The organism is Pseudomonas aestuarii (assembly GCF_027988105.1).
In the GTDB taxonomy this organism is placed as follows: Bacteria; Pseudomonadota; Gammaproteobacteria; order Pseudomonadales; family Pseudomonadaceae; genus Aquipseudomonas; species Aquipseudomonas aestuarii.
Window position 1 is genome coordinate 103,781 of the sequence record NZ_JAQJZJ010000006.1, and the last position, 19,829, is coordinate 123,609.

At 63.8% G+C, this 19,829-nt stretch carries 23 protein-coding genes; 15 read left to right on the forward strand and 8 right to left on the reverse strand.

Annotated features, from left to right (window positions below):
- Positions 1 to 44: 44 nt before the first annotated feature.
- Entirely contained in the window at positions 45 to 206 is a 162-nt protein-coding gene (locus tag PH586_RS14235) for a hypothetical protein (protein ID WP_271348421.1), read from the reverse strand.
- A 290-nt stretch (positions 207 to 496) separates the two neighbouring features.
- Here PH586_RS14235 and PH586_RS14240 point away from each other — a divergent pair, with 290 nt between their 5' ends.
- The 8 genes from PH586_RS14240 to PH586_RS14275 all read left to right on the forward strand — a co-directional run bounded on the left by PH586_RS14240 (position 497) and on the right by PH586_RS14275 (position 6,068).
- A complete protein-coding gene (locus PH586_RS14240; RefSeq protein WP_271348422.1) occupies positions 497 to 1,057 on the forward strand; it encodes an RNA polymerase sigma factor in 561 nt (186 codons plus the stop codon).
- Positions 1,050 to 1,493, forward strand: a complete 444-nt coding sequence (locus PH586_RS14245) for an anti-sigma factor family protein (protein ID WP_271348423.1) — start codon at positions 1,050 to 1,052, stop codon at positions 1,491 to 1,493. Before PH586_RS14240 ends, PH586_RS14245 begins: the two co-directional genes overlap by 8 nt.
- Positions 1,490 to 1,954, forward strand: a complete 465-nt coding sequence (locus PH586_RS14250; RefSeq protein WP_271348424.1) for a Spy/CpxP family protein refolding chaperone — start codon at positions 1,490 to 1,492, stop codon at positions 1,952 to 1,954. Before PH586_RS14245 ends, PH586_RS14250 begins: the two co-directional genes overlap by 4 nt.
- A gap of 101 nt (positions 1,955 to 2,055) precedes the next feature.
- Positions 2,056 to 2,544, forward strand: coding sequence for a hypothetical protein (locus PH586_RS14255; protein ID WP_271348425.1), 489 nt, complete (start codon positions 2,056 to 2,058; stop codon positions 2,542 to 2,544).
- Between the two features lie 227 nt (positions 2,545 to 2,771).
- Entirely contained in the window at positions 2,772 to 4,700 is a 1,929-nt protein-coding gene (locus PH586_RS14260; protein ID WP_271348600.1) for a DNA topoisomerase III, read from the forward strand.
- A 244-nt stretch (positions 4,701 to 4,944) separates the two neighbouring features.
- The gene (locus tag PH586_RS14265) at positions 4,945 to 5,232 is read left to right on the forward strand and encodes a sll1863 family stress response protein (RefSeq protein WP_271348426.1); all 288 of its coding nucleotides are present in this window, start codon (positions 4,945 to 4,947) and stop codon (positions 5,230 to 5,232) included.
- 113 nt (positions 5,233 to 5,345) lie between these two features.
- Positions 5,346 to 5,816 (forward strand): sll1863 family stress response protein, encoded by a 471-nt coding sequence (locus tag PH586_RS14270; protein ID WP_271348427.1) that lies wholly within the window; start codon positions 5,346 to 5,348, stop codon positions 5,814 to 5,816.
- Positions 5,817 to 5,894: 78 nt separating this feature from the next.
- Positions 5,895 to 6,068: a hypothetical protein gene (locus PH586_RS14275; protein ID WP_271348607.1), complete on the forward strand. Its 174-nt coding sequence runs from the start codon at positions 5,895 to 5,897 to the stop codon at positions 6,066 to 6,068.
- A gap of 265 nt (positions 6,069 to 6,333) precedes the next feature.
- Here the strand turns inward: PH586_RS14275 and PH586_RS14280 are convergent, their stop codons facing one another.
- Together PH586_RS14280 and PH586_RS14285 are read right to left on the reverse strand one after the other, a co-directional pair.
- The gene (locus PH586_RS14280) at positions 6,334 to 7,833 is read right to left on the reverse strand and encodes a methyl-accepting chemotaxis protein (protein WP_271348428.1); all 1,500 of its coding nucleotides are present in this window, start codon (positions 7,831 to 7,833) and stop codon (positions 6,334 to 6,336) included.
- A gap of 300 nt (positions 7,834 to 8,133) precedes the next feature.
- The gene (locus PH586_RS14285) at positions 8,134 to 8,706 is read right to left on the reverse strand and encodes a DUF6436 domain-containing protein (protein WP_271348429.1); all 573 of its coding nucleotides are present in this window, start codon (positions 8,704 to 8,706) and stop codon (positions 8,134 to 8,136) included.
- Positions 8,707 to 8,894: 188 nt separating this feature from the next.
- Between PH586_RS14285 and PH586_RS14290 the strand changes: the two genes are divergently transcribed.
- The gene (locus PH586_RS14290) at positions 8,895 to 9,827 is read left to right on the forward strand and encodes a phospholipase BipL (RefSeq protein WP_271348430.1); all 933 of its coding nucleotides are present in this window, start codon (positions 8,895 to 8,897) and stop codon (positions 9,825 to 9,827) included.
- 61 nt (positions 9,828 to 9,888) lie between these two features.
- Here PH586_RS14290 and PH586_RS14295 read toward each other — a convergent pair whose 3' ends face one another.
- Positions 9,889 to 10,656 (reverse strand): hypothetical protein, encoded by a 768-nt coding sequence (locus PH586_RS14295; protein ID WP_271348431.1) that lies wholly within the window; start codon positions 10,654 to 10,656, stop codon positions 9,889 to 9,891.
- 86 nt (positions 10,657 to 10,742) lie between these two features.
- On the opposite strand from PH586_RS14295, the gene PH586_RS14300 reads away from it, so the two are divergent.
- From PH586_RS14300 to PH586_RS14310, 3 genes are read left to right on the forward strand one after another with little or no spacing between them, the layout of a single operon-like run.
- Positions 10,743 to 11,366, forward strand: coding sequence for a 2OG-Fe(II) oxygenase (locus tag PH586_RS14300; RefSeq protein WP_271348432.1), 624 nt, complete (start codon positions 10,743 to 10,745; stop codon positions 11,364 to 11,366).
- Positions 11,367 to 11,402: 36 nt separating this feature from the next.
- Positions 11,403 to 11,918, forward strand: coding sequence for a DUF523 domain-containing protein (locus PH586_RS14305; RefSeq protein ID WP_271348433.1), 516 nt, complete (start codon positions 11,403 to 11,405; stop codon positions 11,916 to 11,918).
- Positions 11,919 to 11,954: 36 nt separating this feature from the next.
- On the forward strand, positions 11,955 to 12,389 hold the full coding sequence (locus tag PH586_RS14310) for a DUF4399 domain-containing protein (protein ID WP_271348434.1): 435 nt from the start codon (positions 11,955 to 11,957) through the stop codon (positions 12,387 to 12,389).
- A gap of 36 nt (positions 12,390 to 12,425) precedes the next feature.
- Here PH586_RS14310 and gltS read toward each other — a convergent pair whose 3' ends face one another.
- Together gltS and serA are read right to left on the reverse strand one after the other, a co-directional pair.
- Entirely contained in the window at positions 12,426 to 13,646 is a 1,221-nt protein-coding gene (gene gltS / locus PH586_RS14315; RefSeq protein ID WP_271348435.1) for a sodium/glutamate symporter, read from the reverse strand.
- Between the two features lie 191 nt (positions 13,647 to 13,837).
- A complete protein-coding gene (serA, locus tag PH586_RS14320) occupies positions 13,838 to 15,067 on the reverse strand; it encodes a phosphoglycerate dehydrogenase (RefSeq protein WP_271348436.1) in 1,230 nt (409 codons plus the stop codon).
- A gap of 190 nt (positions 15,068 to 15,257) precedes the next feature.
- Here serA and PH586_RS14325 point away from each other — a divergent pair, with 190 nt between their 5' ends.
- The 3 genes from PH586_RS14325 to PH586_RS14335 all read left to right on the forward strand — a co-directional run bounded on the left by PH586_RS14325 (position 15,258) and on the right by PH586_RS14335 (position 18,498).
- Positions 15,258 to 16,649 (forward strand): FAD-binding oxidoreductase, encoded by a 1,392-nt coding sequence (locus PH586_RS14325; RefSeq protein WP_271348437.1) that lies wholly within the window; start codon positions 15,258 to 15,260, stop codon positions 16,647 to 16,649.
- Between the two features lie 147 nt (positions 16,650 to 16,796).
- A complete protein-coding gene (locus tag PH586_RS14330; RefSeq protein WP_271348438.1) occupies positions 16,797 to 17,462 on the forward strand; it encodes a fumarylacetoacetate hydrolase family protein in 666 nt (221 codons plus the stop codon).
- A gap of 103 nt (positions 17,463 to 17,565) precedes the next feature.
- The gene (locus PH586_RS14335; RefSeq protein ID WP_271348439.1) at positions 17,566 to 18,498 is read left to right on the forward strand and encodes an SdiA-regulated domain-containing protein; all 933 of its coding nucleotides are present in this window, start codon (positions 17,566 to 17,568) and stop codon (positions 18,496 to 18,498) included.
- A gap of 206 nt (positions 18,499 to 18,704) precedes the next feature.
- Here the strand turns inward: PH586_RS14335 and PH586_RS14340 are convergent, their stop codons facing one another.
- Together PH586_RS14340 and rpiA are read right to left on the reverse strand one after the other, a co-directional pair.
- On the reverse strand, positions 18,705 to 19,037 hold the full coding sequence (locus tag PH586_RS14340) for a YegP family protein (RefSeq protein ID WP_271348440.1): 333 nt from the start codon (positions 19,035 to 19,037) through the stop codon (positions 18,705 to 18,707).
- A gap of 70 nt (positions 19,038 to 19,107) precedes the next feature.
- Positions 19,108 to 19,779, reverse strand: coding sequence for a ribose-5-phosphate isomerase RpiA (rpiA, locus tag PH586_RS14345; protein ID WP_271348441.1), 672 nt, complete (start codon positions 19,777 to 19,779; stop codon positions 19,108 to 19,110).
- Between the last annotated feature and the right edge of the window lie 50 nt (positions 19,780 to 19,829).

Below are 19,829 nucleotides of genomic sequence, written 5' to 3' on the forward strand. Positions count from 1 at the left end.
GGGTTACCGCCCGCATCATTCCGGCTCATGGCGCAGATGTCGACTCACTCGGCATCCCTGCCTTCGCTGGCTTTCTCATGGGGCACGCGGTCGCGGATGCGGAAGATGCCCGTGAAGGTGGGGATGTCTTGCCCATCATCAGTTACGACCATGATTGCCGTCTCGAACTTACGTGCCACGTCCTTGAGGATGCGCATGACCGCCATGGCGCGCGTACTGTCAATCCGCCATGGAGCCGCGCCAACGCTGTCAGTTGTGGCTGTCCCCCTGTCGGCGCGGGTCCAGGCGCGCGCATCATGGAGTTTTTGCCGGCAAGTCCCCGCGCGGATCGGACAACGGGGCTACCCGTTGCGTGGCCTGCACTGCGACGCGGCTTCGATGACAACCGGGGTAAAATTCCACGCTGAGGCCATATGAATGGAACATTTGCCCAGCTGGCAGCGTTAAACCTGTAACGCAGCGTGCAGGGGCCGATGTCTTGGGCAGAAAAGTTGATATGCACGATTCGGAAGAACAGTTGATCAAGCAGGCTCAAGCGGGCAATCGGCATGCCTTCGGCTCGCTGATGCAGCGCAACCAGGCGCGCGTGTTCCAGTTTGTCCGGCGTCTGTGCGCAGGCGGCGACGAGGCTCTGGACATCACCCAGGACACCTTCCTCAAGGCATATCTGGCCTTGGACAAATGGCGGCCCGAGGCACGCTTTCAGACCTGGTTGTTGCAAATTGCCCGCAATACCACCCTGGATGCGTTGCGCCAGCGGCGGCGCCAGCCGTGCGAAGCCCTCGAGGAAGACAGTCAACTACTCAGCCCTGTAGCTTCGCCGGAACAACAGTTAGCTGGCTCACAGCGCCTTGCCCTGTTGGAGCGCCTGCTTGCCCGGCTGCCGCTGGAACACCGCGAGATCTTGCTGCTGCGTGAAGTCGAGGGCCTGTCTTATGCTGAGCTGGCAACCACCTTGGGCATCCAGCAAGGAACGGTCAAGTCGCGGCTGGCCCGGGCCCGCGAGGCCATGCTGAGCAATTATCGACACGCGACCGGAGGGCAACTGAATGACTGAGCACCCGGATATGGAGGCGCTGTCCGCCTACCTCGATGGCGAGTCTGATCCACAGGCAAGCCGCCGTATCGCCACGCATTTGGCCGTCTGCCCCAGTTGCGCCACGATTGTTCGCGACTTGCAGGCGATCAGCCAGGGCTTACGTGCGCTGGTGCCAGAGCCGCCGCCGGTCGACCTGACCGCGCGCGTCAGCGTCTTACTCGAGAGCCCGCGCCTGACCCGCCACCGACCGGCCAGATGGCGTAATAGGCTGCCGGTCGTAGCAGGGGCGGCGGCATCGGTACTGTTCGGCGTGCTGATCGGCTCCGCCTTGCCCCCGGACCCGCCGTCATCCTCTTATCTGAGCCTGAATGCCCTGGCCGTGCTGGGGAGTGCCCCGCCCGGCGCGCTCTGTGCTCGCCCTGAATCCTGCTACCTGAAGGTAACCCTGAAATGACGCACGCCTCCCTTCGTACTGCACTGGTCTTTTCGTTACTGGTCAATGTCGGCGTACTCGCCGCCGCAGGCTGGCAAATGCTCCCGCGTGATGGTCTGCCGATGCCTTCAGGGGCCCCTACCAGCCTGTCCCGCCACCTCCAGTTGAGTGCCGATCAACTGCAGCGCTGGCATGACGCCGAGGTGTTGTTTTTCACCCAGTTGCATGCCTCCGGCGGCGCAATCAAAGCGCACCGCGACCGTCTGATCGAGGCGATCTTCGGTGATGCCCCAGAGCCTGAATTGATCGAGCGCGAGCGGGTCGCGATCTCCCGCCTGCAAGACGCACAGCAGCAACAGGTTATCGAGCAGCTTCTGCTCGAGCGGACCATTCTTACTTCCGAACAACGTCAACGGCTGGCGCAACTGCTCACGCAGCAGCCGGTCGGGCCATCCGGATTCGAAAGCCTGCACCGTGAATAGGCCCAAAAAATGGAACAAAAAACGCCCAGGCGACGTTCAAGTAAATGAAATAAGTCGCTGAGTTCAGCGACCATCATTTACTGCATTGACGGAGTCCCACCATGAACCTGACCCCCCGTACAGCCATTCTCGCCCTGATCCTCGGCGCTTCCTCTCTGAGCTTTGCCTACGCCAGCCTGGCTAGCGAAGCCGCGCACCAGCACGGATCCTCCACACACGCGCTGCAGCTGAACGCTGGCGAAAAATGGGCCACCGATGCGCCGTTGCGCAAGGCCATGGGGGCGCTGAATGGCGCCATGCAGACGTCATTGCCGGCCATCCATGACAACCAGTTGGGCGATGCGCAGTACGACCAGCTGGCCGCTCAGATCAATGATGAGGCGGCCTATATGGTCAAGCATTGCAAGCTGGCACCCGAGGCCGACGCACAACTGCACCTGGTTATCGCCGAGCTGTTGGCCGGTGCCGATAGCATGGCCGGCAAGACCCCCGGCGAGGCCCGCCGAAATGGGGCGGTCAAAGTCCTTGGTGCATTGCAAACCTATGCCAAGTACTTCGCCGATACCTCCTTCGACACCATCGAGCATTAAGTTGATTCTTATGTAGGTTGCACCAATGCCTGACTGGGCATGGCCGACAGAGGGTCACCGCAGTGCCCCTCTGTCGTGTTGTTGGCGATACTCGGCAGTTGCTCGCTTTCCAGATTGTCGATGCGCTCAGCGACTTTAGCTGTACATCCATACAGATTAAGCTTGCCTGGACCCGCGTCACTGCGCATGCTGTGCGCCATCGCGACAAGGAATCGATGATGGCGGCCATGCGGCTCTTCCTCTGTGAAAAACCTTCCCAGGCCAAGGACATCGCCCAGGTGCTCGGGGCCACCCGGCGCGGCGACGGCTGCTGGCTGGGCAGCAACCTGACGGTGACCTGGTGCATTGGCCACCTGCTCGAAACCGCCCCGCCGGACGCCTACGACGCCCGCTACAAGCGCTGGGTGCTGAGTGACCTGCCGATCATCCCCGAGCGCTGGAAGATGCGGGTCAAGCCCAAGACCGCCGGCCAGTTCAAGGCGGTCAAGCGCCTGCTCGGCGAGGCCGACGAGCTGGTCATCGCCACCGACGCCGACCGCGAGGGCGAGATGATCGCCCGCGAACTGGTCGAGCATTGCCGCTACCGTGGGCCGATCCAGCGCCTGTGGCTGTCGGCCCTGGACGATGCCTCGATCCGCAAGGCCCTGGCCGCGCTCAAGCCCGGCGCCGAAACCTTCAGCCTCTACCAGTCGGCCCTGGGTCGCTCGCGCGCCGACTGGCTGATCGGCATGAACATGAGCCGGTTGTTCACCCTGCTCGGCCAGCAGTCCGGTTATCAGGGCGTGCTGCCGGTGGGCCGGGTGCAGACCCCGACCCTGCGCCTGGTGGTCGACCGAGACCGTAGCATCGAAGCCTTCGTGCCCGCGCCCTTTTGGGCCATCGAAGTGCCGCTGCTGGCCGACGGCAGCGCATTCGTCGCCCAGTGGCGCGCCGCGACGGAGGTCTGCGACGAGCAGGGCCGTTGCCTGAATCAGGCGCTGGCGCAGGAAGCAGCGCTGGCCATGGCTAATGCCGGCAGCGCGCGGGTGGTGCAGCTGCGCACCGAGCGCAATCGCGAAGCGCCGCCGCTGCCGTTCGATCTGGGCACCCTGCAGGAGGTCTGCTCGAAGAAGCTCGGCCTCGGCGCCCAGGAAACCCTGGATATCGCCCAGGCGCTCTACGAGACCCATAAGCTGATCACCTACCCGCGCAGCGATTGCGGCTACCTGCCGCTCAGTCAGCACGCCGAGGCCCCGGCCATCCTCGCCGCCCTGGGCCGCGCCGATCCGGGCCTGGCCGGCCTGCGCGAATACCTTGAGCCGCAGCGCCGCTCGCGGGCCTGGAACGACGCCAAGGTCAGCGCCCACCACGGCATCATCCCGACCGCCGCCGCGCAGAACCTCGAGCGCCTGGCCGGCAAGCAACGGGCGGTCTACAGCCTGATCCGCGCGCGCTACCTGGCGCAGTTCCTGCCCAACCACGAATACGACCGTACCCAGGCCGACTTCGATTGCGCCGGCCAGGCCCTGCGCGCGGTCGGCAAGGTAATCGTCGAACCCGGCTGGCGCCGTGCCTTGCCCGAAGCCCTGACGCCGACCAAGGGCCGCGAAGCGCCTCCGGCCCAAGCACTGCCGGCCCTGCGCCAAGGGCAGGACTGCAGCGTGACCGGGGTGAACCTCAAGGACCTGTGGACCCAGCCACCGAAACCCTTCACCGAGGGCGACCTGATCAAGGCGATGAAGAACGTCGCCAAGCTGGTCGACGACCCGCGGCTCAAGCAGAAGCTCAAGGACACCACCGGCATCGGCACCGAAGCGACCCGCGCCGGCATCATTCAGGGCCTGCTCGACCGCGGCTACCTGCTCAAACAAGGCAAGGCCCTGGCCGCCACACCGGCCGCATTCAGCCTGATCGACGCCGTGCCGCGGGCCATTGCCGACCCCGGCACCACGGCGATCTGGGAGCAGGCGCTGGACATGGTGCAGAGCGGCGAGATGAGCCTGGACGAATTCGTCTCAAAACAGTCGGCCTGGATGAGCAAGCAGGTGCAGCGCTGCGCCGGCCTGCGCCTGACCATCAGCGGCCCCGCCGCTGCCGCGCCCTGGAAGGGCAAGCGCAAGACCGGCAAGCGCAAGGCGACGGGGGACAAGCGGGTAGGCAAGCCGCTTGGGCGGTGAGTGGGGACGGGCAAGGCCTGAAAGGCTGTGAGAAAACGCCCACCTACTGCGGTCGCCCCCAGACGCCCGCTGCTGCGCCGATGGTCATGTGGTTTTGTGATTTTCGCTGAATATCCTAGCTTTTATGTTGCTAGTCGAAAGATATGCAGGCGTCATCAAATCCTCGGGCAGCGCTATTTCAGCTGTGCCGATACGTTCAGAGTCCCTGGGCAATTCGCCAGCAACGCCAAAGGGGTAACCAGCCATGAACAAGAAGGAAGCCTACGAGCAGAAACAACAAGCACAACTCGACGAAATCAGTGCGGAGCTCGAAAAGCTCAAAGCCAAGGCCAGCAAGGCGCAGGCAAGTGCACAGATCGAATACCACAAGCAGATCGATGAGCTGCGTGAGCGGCGCGATGCGGCGCAGGCTAAGCTGCAGGCGGTCAAAGCCTCGACCGAGGAGGCCTGGCAAGACCTCAAGAGCGGCGTGGACAGCGCAGTAGACTCACTGGGTGAGTCAATCAAATCGGCGGCCTCGCGATTCGATTAACGATGCCGAGCCGAGGGTTCCGCCAGGCTCTGGAGCCGACCCGGCCCTATTCAACGCCGCTCGCCATCGAACTCGAGCCGCTGGCGAGTCAGTCGAGCAGAGGAGAACAAGTCATGAACCTGTCCGCCTTTTTCAGATCAGCCCTGGTCCTTAGCGTTCTTGTCATAGTTGGCGCCTCGCCACTGTGCCTGGCTGGTACCACGGACGAAAAGGCCACGCTGACCGAGGTGAAGCAAGACACGCAAGACCTGATGCACGCGATCAAGGGGTACAGCATCGAGCAGCGCGATGAAGCGATCACTCAGACGCGGAGCGCACTGGACAAGATGGATAGACGCATTAGCCAGCTGGAAAATCGCGTCGACAAGCGCTGGGACACGATGAGTGTTGCCTCGCGACAAAAGGCACGCGCCACCCTGCAAACACTCAGGCAGAAACGTATCGCGCTGGCCGAATGGTATGGCGGTATGAAAAGCAGTACCGCCGATGCCTGGGAGGAAATGAAAAGCGGATTTGTCGATGCGTACTCGGTACTGGGTGACGCCTGGCAAGACGCGCAGGAGCAATTCGAGTCCGCCGATTAGAGCGTCGCAGCAGCACCGTATTGGCAGCCGCGCACTCGAGGCTGCCAATACGGTGGACGGCTGTGACGTCGAGGGCACATGCCCGCCCAATCACTCGCGCTATCTCCAGCGCTCCTGCGCGCCCATCCATGCTGCCGTTGGCATGAACCCGCGCCCTGGCCGTTGTATCTGGGCACCCTGCCGGAAGTCTGCTCGAAGAAGCTCGGCATCGGCGCCCAGGAAAGCCTGGGTATTGCCCCGGCGCTCTACTAAAACCACAAGCTCATCACTTAACCGCGCAGCTAGTGCGGCTACCTGCCGCTCAGCCAGCACGGCGAGGCGCCGGCCTGCGCCTGACCATCAGCGGCCCCGCCAGCCCGGCCGCTGTCGCGCCCTGGCAGGGCAAACGCAAGGCCGGCAAGCGCAAGGCACGGGGAGTGAGCGGCATAACGAGCAGCTGCCCGCTCCTTGACGGGGGCCGCGCCTGCCGCTTTGTCATCGTTCTACCGCGGCGTCCGGTGTCGGCAGGGCGAACGCGCTAGCTGCTGACGCGAAAGCGCCGGCTCAGGCTGTTCAACCGTTCGGCCAACGTGCTGAGCTGCTGACCATCACTGCTGAGCTTTTGCGCATCGCTGAGATTCTGCTCGGCCACTTGCTGGACGCTGTTGAGGTGCTGGCTGACTTCCGCGCTGGTCGCCGCCTGCTGATGGGTGGCAGCTGCAATCAGCTCGTTCATCTGGGTGATGGCGTTGATGTCCTGCGCCACTGCGCCAAGCAGCTCGGCGGTGGCCTGGCTGTCCTTTACGCAATTGCGCACGCTGTCGCGGCTTGCCTGCATGGCAGAGGCGGCTTGACGGCTACCCTGTTGCAGGCTGCTGATGATCTGCTGGATTTCGGCGGTGGACAGCGCGGTTTTCTGCGCCAGGTTACGCACCTCATCGGCGACGACGGCAAAGCCACGGCCCTGATCGCCTGCACGGGCGGCTTCGATGGCAGCGTTGAGGGCCAGCAGGTTGGTTTGTTCGGCAATCGAGCGGATCACCTCCAGCACCTTGCCGATCTGTTCGGATTGATTGGCCAGCGCTTGTACTTCACTTTCGGTGACGTCGATCTGCGTGGCCAGCTTGCCGATCTCGCTGCGCACATGGTTGACCGAGCGACTGCCCTCGGTGGCCTGCTGGTTTGCCGTTTGCGCCGCACTGGCGGCCCCGTCTGCATGCCCGGCCACTTCATCGATGGCGCTGCTCATCTGCTGCATGGCCGAACTCATGTAGGCAATTTCACCCTGCTGGCGGTCTGCACCGCTGCTTAGATGGCCGGTGGCCTGCACTAGGTTGTCGCCCATTTGCTGCAGCCCCTGGGTGTCCTTGATCACATCGCTGACCAGCTCATCGAGGGTGTTGAGAAAGCGGTTGAAGCCTTTGCTGACCTCGCCCTGCGCGCTGCTGCGGTAGCTAAGGTCAATCGTATCGTCGTGTTTGGTGAGTTGTTCGGCGGCCTGCATCAGCGCCGCGCCTTCGACTGCTTCGGCATGGGTCTGCCGGGCCAGGTAGATCAGGATCGCGCTTTCCACCACGACATAGAATGCATGCAGGAAGATGATCGGCCAGCTGCCATTCTTCACCACAATCACCTCAACACCCTGCGATTGCAGGGCGAAGAAACTCAGGTGATGCACTGCAATCACCGTGGCGGCCACCACGATGGGCAACCAATCGCGGTAATACACCAGAAATGCCAGCAGTACGAAGATGCCAAAGTGCATTTCCAGCATGCCGCCAGCCTGGTTGATGTGCAGCGCCGACATCACCATAAAGGCCGCGCCAATCGTGCAGCGCAGCAGTCGCCTGCCGGCGATCAGCTGATGTAGCGCACTCATCACCGCCGCCGTACCGCCGCCGACCAGCAGTGCCTGGCCCCAGGTGCCATGCCAGGCCGCGAGGCCCAGCGCGTAGAGGAACATCAGCCAGAGCACGCCCAACATGATGCGATCCGCTTTGCGGTAGTGCTGTTCAAGGGGAGAAAGACTGTTAGGCATGTCGAGACACTCGGTTAATGGCTGTGTACTCACTGCGGAGTATGGCGGCCATCCGTGGGCTCGTAGGGTATGTGCTAATGCATAAGCTATACATGATAATAGTTTTGTACAACTATTGTTTAGCTCTTGCGGGTTTTGCTTGGCAGTAAGCAGTCGGTGCAGGGAGTGACGGGATAGGCTGAATCTCGCCTGCTAAGCGGGCCGGGCAGCGGTTATGCAGTGTGCTTGGCAGCAACCAGCGGCAGTCAGACGCGGCAGCTTCCCCAGCGGCGGGTGCCCGCTGGTTTAAGTTTGAACGAGTCAGTTGCTCTGCCAGTCGCAGAAGCAGCCTAGCGCCAGGGTGTTGCTGGCATTGACCGTGCGCCCGGCGCTGAGGGCCTCGAGGATCGGCTCGATAAAGCTGTTGCTGGAGGTGCAGGTGACCCCTGCGCTGTAGGGGCCGAAATAGGCCAGCTGACCCTGCTTGTCCCAGATCGCCACCGCCGGGCTGGCCGGTATGCCCGCGCTGCCGGGGAGCGGGGCGAGGGTTTGAATGGCGCTCAGGGTGGCCGGTAACTGCCCCTTGCTGCCAGGCTTTTGCACGGCATGAAAACTCACGCCCTGGGGGCCGAAGTGCTTGATCAGTTCGCCCAGGTGTTGCTGATTGCCGATATTGCACGGGCAGGCCGGGTCCCAGAAGTGCACCAGGCGAATCGGCCCGGGGCCGGCCAGTTCGGCGGGCAGGCGCAGCTGCTCGCCATAGAACAGGGCGGTCTGCTCGCTGAAACTGCGCAGGTAGCGTGCTTCATACCACCAGTAGGCGGCGAACATGGCGGCGGCCCAGAGCAGGATCAGCAGGCTGGCGAGCAGGGTCTTGCGGTTGGGGCTGGACATGGCACGTTCGGCAGGTGAAAGGACGCATAGCTTGCCATGGCCTGCCGGGCAGCAGAATATCTTTAACAGTGCGCCGCGTGCTGGAAAACGGCGAACGCCTTTGCGAGTAGGGCCTGCGCGAACCCGCGTCGTTAAACGGCCTGCTGTATCTGTTCCGCGGGAAGCCGCCTGACTTGATGGAAAGTTCTATGCCAGACCGTTTTAAGCCCGCAGACCTGGTCGCCAGTCTGCGCCCCTTGGCCGCCGCGACCATGGCTTTGCCACACGAACAGGCGTACCGGCGTTTCTACGGCTTCGGCCAGTTGCCGACCGAGGGCAGCCTGCTCGGCTATTTTCAGGTCGGCGCATACCGGATTGCCGCTCAGGTCTGGTTGCCGCCGGTTCCGCGCGCCACCTTGCTGTTAATCCATGGCTATTACGACCACAGCGGTCTGTATCGCCATGTGATCGAGTGGGCACTGGGCCTTGGCTTTGCCGTGCTGGCGATCGACCTGCCGGGGCACGGTCTGTCCAGCGGTGCGCGCGCCAGCATCGGCGACTTCGCCGAGTATCAACTGGTGTTGCAGGGCGCGCTGGAGCAGGCCGCCGCCCTTGATCTGCCGCAGCCCTGGCACTTGTGCGGGCAAAGTACCGGCGGCGCGATCCTGATCGACTACCTGTTGACCGGCCAGCCCGGGCCCGAAGTGGGTGAGGCGATTCTGCTGGCGCCGCTGGTGCGGCCGCGGGCCTGGGGCTGGTCGCAGTTGAGCTATCGAATGCTGAAGCCCTTCATTCGCGAGATTCCACGGCGCTTCAGCGACAACTCGAGCGACCCCGAGTTTATCGACTTCGTGCACAACCGCGATCCGTTGCAGGCGCGCAGCCTGCCAACCGCCTGGGTTGGCGCCTTGAGCCAATGGGTGCCGCGGATCGAGGGAGCGCCACGCAGCGCGCGCAGCCCGCTGATCATCCAGGGCGAAGCGGACATGACCGTGGACTGGCAGCACAACCTGAGGCTGTTGCAGGACAAGTTCGCCGCCCCGCAGATTCTGCGCCTGGCCGAAGCGCGCCATCACCTGGCCAACGAATCTGCGGTACTGCGTCAGCGCTATTTCGATTTTCTCCGCGAGCGCTTGGCCTGAGCGGCAGGGGCCAACTCAGGCTGGGCTGAGCGGTGCGCAGGGTATTCAGCCGCGCAACCGGTCAGATTCCCCGCGGTGCCGGCGCCAGGTTGGCGCTGCTCTGGCCGACCGCCAGGCCGGCGCGGATGGCTGCCAGGGCGGCCTGGTAGTACGCCTGACCTGCTGTCGATTGGGCGAAGCTGACGAATTCTTCCAGTTCCGGATCGGACAGTTCGCGATAGACGTGTAGCAGGGTGTTGTCCAGGTCCGCGCCGATCTGTTCGATCAGGCGCTGGCGCTGGGTGTTGAGCAAGCTCTGGGCGCTATCGCCCCCGAACAGGCCGGGGAGCATCTGGCTGAGGCTGTCGGCCGCGACCCCGGCCAGGGCCAGGCTGACTTCGGCGCCGGCCTCCTCGGCCGGCAGCGCCTGGGCCAGGTGGCGGATCAGCAGGCGTCGGGTGGCGTCAGCTTCAATGCGCGGCAAGCCTTTCTCATACAGTGCCAGCTGGTCGCGGCGGGTGGCGAGTTGTTCGGCGGCGCTGACCTTGCGGCCCAGTTCCGACTGGAAAAACTGCAGGGCCGGAAGCGGGTCGGTGAGGTTTTGCCGCAGGCTTTGCTGCGCGCGCTGATCGATCGCCAGCGGGGCAAAGCGCTGGTTGCTGTTGTTCACCAGCGCCTGGTAGACCGCTGGCGGCAGGCTGTTGCGATAACGCGCCTGGGCGGCACTCAGGGCATCGTTGAAATGCACGCGTTGCTGCGGCCAGCCGGCGGCCTGGTAGAGCTGATCTTGCGCGTCTGCCAGGCTGGGGAGGCTGAGGAACAACAGTAAAACTATGGATAGGACGCGCATACAGACTCCTGTCTAGCGGACAGCTATTTTCGATGGCTTGGCGGAGCTTGTCGAGGCATGGTCAGCAGACTGATAGAATCGCCGGCATGACTATTTCAACTCATTCTGCGCTGTTGACGCGTATCGTTGACGACCTGGCCGAACAAGGCTGGTCGTTGCAGCCTTGGTTCGCTCCTCAGACTCTGACCCTCGAACTGGCCGAAGAGTGCCGCAAACGTGCTGCGCAGGGTGAATTAACCCCCGCCAGCATCGGCCGCGGCACTGGCCAGGAGATACGCGAAGGGGTGCGCGGCGATCGTATTCAATGGCTGGATGCCGGCCTGGCGCCGGCTTGCGACCAGTATCTGGCGCTGATGGACGGGCTGCGTCAGGCACTCAATCGCGAGCTCTATCTGGGCCTGGAAGAATACGAGTGCCACTTTGCCTTGTATCCGCCCGGCGCTTTCTATCAGAAACATCTCGATCGCTTCCGCGATGACGACCGCCGTGCGGTGTCGGCCGTGTTCTATCTCAACCCGGATTGGCAGCCCGAGCAGGGCGGCGCCTTGCGTCTCTACCTGGCGGATGCGACGACACGCGATGTGCCACCCGAGGCCGGCAGCCTGCTGGTGTTCCTTTCCGCGGACATGCCCCATGAGGTGTTGCCGGCGACCCGCGAGCGCCTGTCGCTGACCGGCTGGTTCCGTCGGCGCGGCGACAACCCGCTGTAGCTCAGCGGATGGCTGGCAGTGCCCAGGAGGATGTCTATGCAGAAGATTCTGGTCAGTCGCTGTCTGCTCGGTCATCCCGTGCGCTACGACGGCGGCGCCCATGGCCCCTTCGCTCTGCTTCGGCGCTGGCAGGCCGAGGGGCGGGTGGTCGCGCTCTGCCCGGAAGTCGCTGGCGGCTTGTCGACCCCGCGACCGGCGGCGGAAATCCCCTCGGGCCAGGGCGCGCCGGTGCTCGATGGCCTGCTGCCGGTGCTGACCATCGATGGCGAGGACGTCACGGCGGCCTTTGTCGCCGGTGCCGAACAGGCCCTGGCGCTGGTTCGCCAGCACGGCATCCGCCTGGCGCTGCTCAAGGCGCGCAGCCCGTCGTGCGGCAACCGTGAGAACTACGACGGCAGCTTCGGCGGTGTGAAAGTCGCTGGCGAAGGCGTCACTGCCGCCGCCCTGCGCCGCGCCGGGGTGCTGGTTTTCAGCGAGGAGGAGCTGGACGCGGCGTCTCTGGCGTTGGCGGCGCTGGACAATTTGCCAGGCGAAGCCGCGCTCCTCGACTAGAGTCATAGTTTCTGGTCCTTGCTTGAGGTCTGCGCTATGAATCCTGTGTTCGCTGGTCTTGGTCTGCTTGCCGCGCTGCTCGCGCCCCTCGGTTCTGCCTGGGCGCAAACGCCGCGCACCCCGGCGCCGGAAGGGGCGCAGGTGTACTTTATCGAACCGGCCGACGGCGCGATGGTGGGGCAGCACTTCACCGTCAAGTTCGGTCTCAAGGGCATGGGGGTGGCGCCAGCCGGCACCGATGCGCCGGCCACGGGTCATCACCATCTGCTGGTGGATGTCGCCGAGCTGCCGGCGATGGACATGCCGCTGCCGGCGACCGACAACATCCGCCACTTTGGCAAGGGCCAGACCGAGACCGAGCTGAGCCTGCCACCGGGCCAGCACACGCTGCAGCTGCTGGTTGGCGATAAGAGCCATGTGCCGCTCGATCCGCCGGTCATGTCGCAGCAGATCAGCGTCACGGTGCAGTAACGCGGGGCGGCCTTTTCTCCGCCGGCTGAGGCCTGCTCAGCCAGCGCCGCTGAACCAGCCAAAGCCCAACAACAGCTGCACCAGGGTGGCGTTGGCGATATCGATGAAGAAGGCCCCGAGCAACGGGATCACCAGGTAGGCCTTGGGGCTGGGGCCGAAGCGGCTGGTCAGGGCGTTCATGTTGGCGATACCCACCGGCGTGGCGCCCAGGCCCATGCCGATAAAACCGGCGCAGATGCAGGCCGCGTCGTAGTCGCGGCCCAGCAGGGGAAATACCAGCCACACAGTGAACAGGGCGATCACCGCGGCCTGAATCAGCATCACCAGGCTGATCATGCCCAGCGCGCCCTGCAGCGACAGCAGCGGCAGGCTGATCAGACTCATGCCGAGGAACAGTTGCAGGCTCAGGTCGCCCATCAATTGGATCGGCCGCGGGTCCACCTCGATCTTGCACAGCTCCAAACCATTGCTCAGCAGGATTCCCAGGAACATGGCGGTGAGAAAGGCCGGCAAGCGGGTGCCCAGCGCAGCCAGCCAGTCATACACCGCCGCGCCCAGGGCAAAGCACAGGGCCATCAGCAGCACCGCGGTCAGCAGGCTGTTGAGGTCAATCAGGTAGGTGGTGCGCTTGCCGACTTCGATGTGTGGCAGTTCCGGCTCGCGCTGAGCGGGCGATAGTCGGTGCCGGCGGATCAGGAAGGCCGCGACCGGACCGCCAACCAGGCCGCCGCTGATCAGGCCGACGGTGGCGAAGGTCATGCCCAGGGTGCTGGCGTTCGCCAGGCCGAAGTGCTCCTCGAACAGCTGCCCCCAGGTCAGCGCGGTGCCGTGGCCGCCGGCCAGGGAAATGCTGCCGCCAATCAGGCCGTACAGCGGGCTTTCGCCAGCGAGCATGGCCAGCGCCGTGCCGGTGAGGTTCTGGAACAGCAGGAACACCACGGCCAGGCCCAGCATGATCGCCAGTGCCTTGCCGCCCTCGAGCATCTGGCGCAGCTTGGCGGACAGGCCGATGGTGCTGAAGAAGCCGATCAGCAGCAGGTCACGCAGTTGCAGGTCGAAACGGATTTGCCAGCCGCTGGTCCACTCAATCAGCGCGACCAGGGTGCTGATCAGCAAGCCGCCGCTCACCGCAGGCGGAATGTTGTAGCGATTGAGCACGCTGATCTTGTGGTTGATGCGATAGCCCAGCCACAGCGCGACTATCGCCAGTGCCAGGGTGGTTGCGGTGTTGACCAGGATAATCGGAGAAGCTTGCATGGGCTGCCCTTGAGTGCGCGGCGCTCATGGCCTGGCGGTGACTCGCGCGCGCACGAGCCTGTCGTGGGGAGGCGCTCGATTGTGCGATGAGCACTCCAGGCGCCCATCTGGCCCCCTCAAGCTTAGTCGGGAGCAAACGCTGCGCAAAAAAAGGGAGGCCTGAGCCTCCCTTGTGCACTGTCGATGCCGCGTTAGAACAGTACGCGGCTACGGATGGTGCCGTTGACGTGTTGCAGTTTTTCCAGCGCCAGGTCGGAGTAGTCGGCGTCGACGTCTATCACCACATAGCCAACCTTGTCGTTGGTCTGCAGGAACTGACCAGAGATGTTGATGGCGTTTTCGGCGAACACCTTGTTGATCTCGCTCATCACGCCCGGCACGTTCTGGTGAATGTGCAGCAGGCGGTGCTTGCCCGGGTGCGCCGGCAGGGCGACCTCGGGGAAGTTGACCGAGGACACCGAGGTGCCATTGTCGCTGTACTTGACCAGCTTCTCCGCCACTTCCAGGCCGATGTTGGCTTGGGCTTCGGCGGTGGAGCCGCCGATGTGCGGGGTCAGGATCACCCGATCCAGGCCGCGCAGCGGGCTTGCGAACTCTTCGTCGTTGGACTTGGGCTCGACCGGGAACACGTCGATGGCGGCGCCGATCAGGTGTTCGTCCTTGATCGCGGCGGCCAGGTGCTCCAGCTCGACCACGGTGCCGCGGGCGGCGTTGATCAGGATGCCGCCCTTCTTCATGGCGCGGATTTCCTTCTCGCCGATCATCCACTGGGTGGACGGCAGTTCCGGCACGTGCAGGGACACGATGTCGCACATGCCCAGCAGGTCGTGCAGCTTGGCGATCTGGGTGGCGTTGCCCAGCGGCAGCTTGGTCACGGTGTCGTAGAAGAACACCTGCATGCCTAGGGCTTCGGCCAGGACCGAGAGCTGGGTGCCGATCGAGCCGTAGCCGATGATGCCGAGCTTCTTGCCGCGGATCTCGAATGAGTTGGCCGCACTCTTGATCCAGCCACCCCGGTGGCAGGAGGCGTTCTTTTCCGGGATGCCGCGCAGCAGCAGGATGGCCTGGGCCAGCACCAGTTCGGCCACCGAGCGGGTGTTCGAGTAGGGCGCGTTGAACACGGCGATACCGCGCTCACGGGCGGCGTCGAGGTCGACCTGGTTGGTGCCGATGCAGAAGCAACCGACCGCGACCAGGCGATTGGCGCAATCGAAGACGTCGGCGGTCAGCTGGGTGCGCGAGCGAATGCCGATGAAGTGCGCCTCGGCGATCTTTTCTTTCAGCTCACCGTCGGACAATGCGCCCTTGTGGTACTCGATGTTGGTGTAGCCGGCAGCCTTCAGGGTGTCCACGGCGTTCTGGTGGACGCCTTCGAGAAGAAGGAACTTGATCTTGCTCTTGTCGAGAGAGGTCTTGCTCATCGGAGTACCTGTAGTCCCACAAATAGTGTCAGGAAAATGCATCGGCGGCGGCGTCGCCGAGCGAGCCCGCTGAATCTGCTCGGGGGCACGATTCGCGGGGTGCGTATGCTAGCATGATCTTCTTTTTCCATGTTCGGTTGCGACCTGAATGGTTCTCAGGGCGACCATGAATCGTTTGAGAGTTCACTTGATGACTACTGCTGCGCTGATCGAAGAGCTGAAGACCCTGGTTGAGCCCGGCAAGGTGTTGACCGACGCCGATTCCCTCAACACCTATGGCAAGGATTGGACCAAGCATTTCGCCCCGGCTCCCTGCGCCATCGTCTTTCCCAAGAGCATCGAGCAGGTCCAGGCCATCGTCCGCTGGGCCAACCAGCACAAGGTCGCCCTGGTGCCGTCGGGCGGTCGCACCGGGCTGTCGGCCGCGGCCGTTGCCGCCAACGGCGAAGTGGTGGTGGCCTTCGATTATATGAACCAGATTCTCGCGTTCAACGAATTCGACCGCAGCGTGGTCTGTCAGCCAGGTGTGGTGACCAAGCAGTTGCAGCTGTTCGCCGAGGACAAGGGGCTGTACTACCCGGTCGACTTCGCCTCCTCGGGCTCCAGCCAGTTGGGCGGCAATATCGGCACCAATGCCGGCGGGATCAAGGTGATTCGCTACGGCATGACCCGCAACTGGGTGGCCGGGCTCAAGGTCGTCACCGGCACCGGCGAGCTGCTGGAGCTGAACCAGGACCTGATCAAGAACGCCACCGGCTACGACCTGCGCCAGCTGTTTATCGGCGCCGAAGGCACCCTGGGCTTCGTGGTCGAGGCCACCATGCGCCTCGATCGCACCCCGCAGAACCTCACCGCCATGGTCCTCGGCGCTGCCGACTTCGACTCGATCATGCCGGTGCTGCACGCCTTCCAGAACAAGCTGGACCTGACCGCCTTCGAGTTCTTCTCCGACAAGGCCCTGGCCAAGGTCATGGGCCGTGGCGACGTGCCGGCACCGTTCGAGACCGACTGTCCTTTCTATGCGCTGCTGGAGTTCGAGGCCAGCAGCGAGCAGGTGGCCGAAGCGGCCCTGGCCACCTTCGAGCATTGCGTCGAGCAGGGCTGGGTGCTCGACGGCGTGATGAGCCAGAGCGAGCAGCAACTGCAGAACCTGTGGAAGCTGCGCGAATACATCTCCGAGACCATCAGCCACTGGACCCCGTACAAGAACGACATCTCGGTCACGGTGTCGAAAGTGCCGGCCTTCCTGCACGATATCGACGCCATCGTCGCTGAACACTACCCGGACTTCGAGATCGTCTGGTTCGGCCACATCGGTGACGGTAACCTGCACCTGAACATCCTCAAGCCGGAAAACCTGTCCAAGGACGAGTTCTTCGCCAAGTGCACGACGGTCAACAAGTGGGTGTTCGAGACCGTGCTGAAGTACAAGGGCTCGATCAGCGCCGAACATGGCGTCGGCATGACCAAGCGCGACTACCTGCACTACAGCCGCTCGGCAGCGGAGATCGGCTACATGAAGGCAATCAAGGCGGTGTTCGATCCCAATGGCATCATGAACCCCGGCAAGATCTTCCCCTGAAAGCTGCTGCACTCGACCATTGCGCGCTGAAACGGACACGATCGTAGGGCGGGTGCAACCCGCTACCTGATAACGGCGGGTTGCACCCGCCCTACGCGGCCCGCTCCCACCAAGAGCCGAGTAGCGCATTCCCCCAAGGAGTCGCCCATGAGTTACCAGCACCAGTACGTCGACGGTACCCATATCCATTTCCCCATGGGCAAGGTGGTGTGCATCGGCCGCAACTACGCCGAGCATGCCAAGGAACTGAACAACCCGGTGCCCAGCGAGCCGCTGCTGTTCATCAAGGCCGGCAGCTGCGTGGTGCCGCTGGACGACGGTTTTGCCATCCCCGAGGAGCGTGGTGCGGTGCATTACGAGGCGGAAATTGCCGTGCTGATCGGCAAGCCGTTGTCGCGCACACCCGATGCCGAAGAAGTGCTGGACGCGATTTCCGGCTTCGCCCCGGCCCTCGACCTGACCCTGCGCGACCTGCAGGCCAAGCTCAAGGACAAGGGTTACCCCTGGGAAATCGCCAAGTCCTTCGACGGCGCCTGCGTGCTGGCGCCCTTCGTGCCGGGCGACGCGCTGGAGGATCTGGGCGACATCGGTATTCGCCTCTCGATCAACGGCGAAGTGCGTCAGGACGGCAACAGCCGTGACATGCTCAACCCGATTCTGCCGATGATCCAGCACATTGCCGGTCACTTCAGCCTGCAGCCAGGCGACGTGATCCTCACCGGTACGCCGGTCGGGGTCGGCCCGCTGCACAAGGGCGATGAGTTGGTGCTCGAGCTGGTCGGTCACTCGCGCTTCCACAGCCGCGTGCTGTGACGGACTAGCCATGAGCGGGGCGCCTGGAGGCGTCCCTATGGGTAATCGAACTTCAAGCTCTGGTCGCTAGTCTGACGGCCATGGTTTTCTCGAGTCCTGCCCAATGCCTGCCCCGCTCTTTCGTTTCATGCGCCCGCGCCGGCTGGTGCTGCTGGTGCTGCTGGTCGCCACGGCGCTGCTGATCAATTTCTTGCGGCTGGACGAGCGCGCCTGGTTCTGGCTCGGGGAAGGCCGCCTGAGCGTGGTCGAGCAGCAGGCGAGCATCTGGCTGCCAGGCTATCGCGCCGTCATGCAGGGCAAGTCACTGTCCGGTCTGGAGCAGGATGAAACCTCAGGGCTGACTTACAGCCCCGCCACCGACACCCTGTTCACCGTGACCGGCAAGCACCCGCAGCTGGTCGAGTTGACCCTGGGCGGCGAGGTGCTGCGGCGTATCCCGCTCACCGGCTTTTCCGATCCCGAGGGGGTTGAGGTCATCTCCAACGGCCGTCTGGCGATCATCGATGAGCGCCGGCGCAGCATGACGGTGTTCAGTCTCGACGCCGCCACACAGAGCCTGGATGCCGGGGACTACCCCTCGTTCGACCTGGGTTTTGCCGATTCCGGCAACAAGGGCTTCGAGGGGGTTGCCTGGGACTCGCTCAATCAGCGCGTGCTGCTCGGCAAGGAGCGAGGCCCGCTGGGGCTGTTCAGCTTGTCGTTAGCCAACGAGGAGGGTGCAGTCGGGACGCTGCAGGCCTTGCCCTCGAAGCGGGCGTTCGTCCGCGATATTTCTTCGTTGAGTTTCGATGCGCGCAGCGGCCACACCCTGGTGCTGTCCGACGAGTCGCGCTTGCTGCTGGAGCTGGACGAGCAGGGGCAACCGGTCAGCTTCATCAGCCTGATCGGCGGTCTGAATGGCTTGCAGCAGAGCATCAAGCAGGCCGAAGGCGTGACCATGGATGCGGCGGGCAACATCTACATCGTCGGCGAACCCAACCTGCTCTACGTCTTCAGCAAACCGGCACCTGTGGTGTTGCCCGCCCAGGTCGATTAAGCCTGGCGACGCCTGCGCACCACCCGCACTCAGCAGGCAGTGCGGCCTGGTCGGTCGGTGTGGCGCCGATCCTGGCGGGTTGTCGCTGTTGGGCAGGCAGCAGCGATTCATGGCCTCGCTTGCCCAGGCCCGGTCCGCGCGGCGGATCTGTTGCATTTGTGGAAGAGCAAAGCCGGGTGATCGCCCGGCCTTCGCCGGCCTGGCCGTCAGCTTTCGTCGTGCAGGGGCGCCGACGGTGCATTTTTCTTCACCGATTCGACGCCGTTCTGGCAGCCGGACTCGCTGGCATATAGCTGGCTCTGACCGACTACCTGGCCGTTGGTGGCCTTGAGGACGAAGTGAAACTTGCCGCCGGCGGCGGGTTTGACCTCGAAAGCGCCCTCGCGCTGCGAGTTCTTCTGCACCGATTCGATGCCGTTGAGGGCCGAGGCTTTGCTCTTGTACAGCTCGCTGGTGAGAATGATCTCGCCGTTGCCGGCGAGCAGGTTGAAGTGAAACTGCCCGTCCTTGGCTGTTTTCAGGTGAAATTTGCTGGCCATGCTGAGTTCCTTGCCGTGGGGTGGAATACCCCAGCAAGCCTAGCTCTCATTGCCAATCCGGCCAGTCCGCTCAGCGGGTCAGGGTTTTCACCCCGTCGGCGGTGCCGAGCAGCAGCACGTCTGCCGGGCGGGCGGCGAACAGGCCATTGGTGACCACGCCGACGATGTTGTTGATCTGCGCCTCCAGTTCGCGCGGGTTGACGATCGACAGGTTGTAGACGTCGAGGATCTGGTTGCCGTTGTCGGTGAGCACGCCATCGCGGTACACCGGGTCACCACCGAGCTTGACCAGTTCGCGGGCGACATGGCTGCGCGCCATCGGAATCACTTCCACTGGCAGCGGGAAGGTGCCGAGTACCGGCACCAGCTTGCTGGCGTCGGCGATGCAGATGAAGGTCTGGGCCACGGCGGCGACAATTTTCTCGCGGGTCAGGGCGGCGCCGCCGCCCTTGATCAGGTTGAGGTGCTCGTCGCTTTCATCGGCGCCATCGACATAGAACTCCAGGTCGCTGACGGTATTCAGTTCATAGACCGGAATGCCGTGGCCTTTCAGGCGCGCGGCAGTGGCTTCGGAACTGGCCACGGCGCCGTCGAATTCGGCCTTGTGCCGGGCCAGGGCATCGATAAAGCAGTTGGCCGTGGAGCCGGTGCCGATCCCGACGACGCTCTTGGCGTCGAGCTGGGGGAGGATGAAGTCGACGGCAGCCTGGGCGACTGCTTGCTTGAGTTGATCCTGGTTCATCGCGGTCTGTGCCTGGGTGGAATTGGAAGGCGAGAATTATAGCCGCATGT